Annotated in this window: 1 pseudogene; it reads left to right on the top strand. The window is 63.6% G+C overall.

Features of this window, described 5'->3' with window-relative positions:
- Positions 1-81 precede the first annotated feature (81 nt).
- Positions 82-1065: pseudogene (locus tag IVA95_RS35550) on the top strand (IS110 family transposase); the annotation flags it as partial.
- Positions 1066-1377 lie beyond the last annotated feature (312 nt).

Genomic DNA, 1377 nt, shown 5'->3' with positions numbered 1-1377 from the left:
GGGAGGCGGTCGTCCCTCAAACTGATGGTGTCAAAAACCGGAGTCGGGCAAGCCCGCTCCAAGCATCATCGAGGGACGACCATGTACTACTATGCCGGAATCGACGTGTCTTTGGAAAGCTCGACTATTTGCGTGGTCGACGGCACCGGCAAGATTTTGCGCGAGGCGAAGGTGGCGAGCGAGCCGGAGGCGCTGATCGCCTGGTTCCGGCCGCTGGGCCTGCCGCTCGAGCGGATCGGCCTGGAGGCAGGTCCTCTGTCGCAATGGCTTTACGCGGCGCTGCGCGAGGCGAAGTTTGCGGTCGAGCTGTTGGAGACGCGCCACGTCCGCGATGCCTTCAAATCGATGCCGGTGAAGTCGGACCGCAACGATGCCCGCGGGATCGCGCAACTGATGCGGCTGGGCTGGTTCCGCCCGGTGCACTGCAAGTCGATCGACGCGCAGGAGACGCGTGCGGTTCTGACGGCGCGCAAACTGCTGCAGTCGAAGCTGCGCGACGTCGAGAACAGTCTGCGCGGCGTGCTACGGGGCTTTGGGCTGAAGGTCGGCAAGACCACCGAATGCACGTTCGCCGGTCGTATCCGGGAGCTGGTTGCCGGCCATCCTGGACTGGAGCTGGTGGCGCAGGCGCTGCTCGAAGCCCATGCCGTGCTGCGGCGCGAGTTCAACAGCCTGGACAAACACACGCAGAAACTCGCCCGATCGCATCCGCCGGCCAGGCTTCTGATGACAACGCCGTCCGTCGGTCCGATCGTCGCTCTCACCTATGCCGCTGCGATCGATGATCCGAAGCGATTCCGCTCATCCAAAGCCACAGGCGCGCACTTCGGACTGACCCCGAAGAAACATCAGTCGGGGCAAAAAGATTACACCGGCCGCATCAGCAAGATTGGCGATGCCTCCGTGCGGGAGGCACTCTACCAGGCCGCTCACGTCATGCTGACCAAGCCGATCAAGGGCTGCTCGGCGCTGAAGAGCTGGGCGATGCGGATCGCTAGGCGCGCAGGCATGCGCAAGGCCAAGGTGGCGCTGGCACGCAAGCTCGCCGTCATCCTGCATCGCATGCTGGCTGATGCCAAACCGTTCAATCCGATGGCCAAGGCCACTGCAACCTAAGCAAGGAGCATCAATCGTTCCGGGCGGGCCAAGACACCAGGCTCTCCCGAGCGAAGTCCCTCGCCGGGACGATGGATCCGGTCAGGCCGCCATCCGGGAAGTCGGCTCAAAACCACGCACCCCGTAGATTGGCCGGCCGGCTCCTCATGCACCCCAGAAGGTGACGGCCTCAGTGCCGATCCCGTACAGAAGCAAGTGCCCGGCAGGTGGACAGCGCAAAAAGGGATTGACTAACTAAGGCCCGTTACAGAAGCCCGGATG

The organism is Bradyrhizobium sp. 157, assembly GCF_023073815.1.
GTDB lineage: Bacteria > Pseudomonadota > Alphaproteobacteria > Rhizobiales > Xanthobacteraceae > Bradyrhizobium.
Note: the sequence above shows the minus strand (reverse complement) of the source record. Positions and strands in the feature narration are given on the sequence as shown.